We start from the raw sequence: 331 nt of genomic DNA, 5'->3' as shown, positions 1-331 counted from the left end.
CCGGATGCCAAGTACCCCTCCTGGGTGGTGAATCCGTGGGACGGCGTGTACATGGACGTCCTGGACTACCAGTGGGCCGTGGCCGTCGACTTCTGGAAGAAGATCGACGCGCTGGCCCGGGAGAACGACGTCCGGGTCGCCATCGAGATGCACCCGCACAACCTGGTGTTCTCGCCGGTGACTTTGAAACGGCTGGTCGACGAGACGGGCGCGACCAACCTCGGCGCCGAGCTGGACCCCTCCCACCTGATGTGGCAGGGCATGGACGTCATCGCCTGCGTCAAGTGGCTGGGCCCGCTGGTGTTCCACGCCGCCGCCAAGGACGCGACAC

At 66.5% G+C, this 331-nt stretch carries 1 protein-coding gene; it reads left to right on the top strand.

The annotated features are described in order from the left end of the window. Positions 1-24 precede the first annotated feature (24 nt). The coding region (locus OP79_RS49285) for a sugar phosphate isomerase/epimerase family protein (RefSeq protein WP_245685770.1) at positions 25-331 on the top strand (307 nt) is incomplete at its 3' end.

It is taken from the genome of Streptomyces yerevanensis (assembly GCF_000716805.1).
GTDB classification, from domain to species: domain Bacteria; phylum Actinomycetota; class Actinomycetes; order Streptomycetales; family Streptomycetaceae; genus Streptomyces; species Streptomyces flaveus.
The sequence above is the reverse complement of the archived record's forward strand: the minus strand, read 5'-3'. Positions and strand labels throughout refer to the sequence as shown.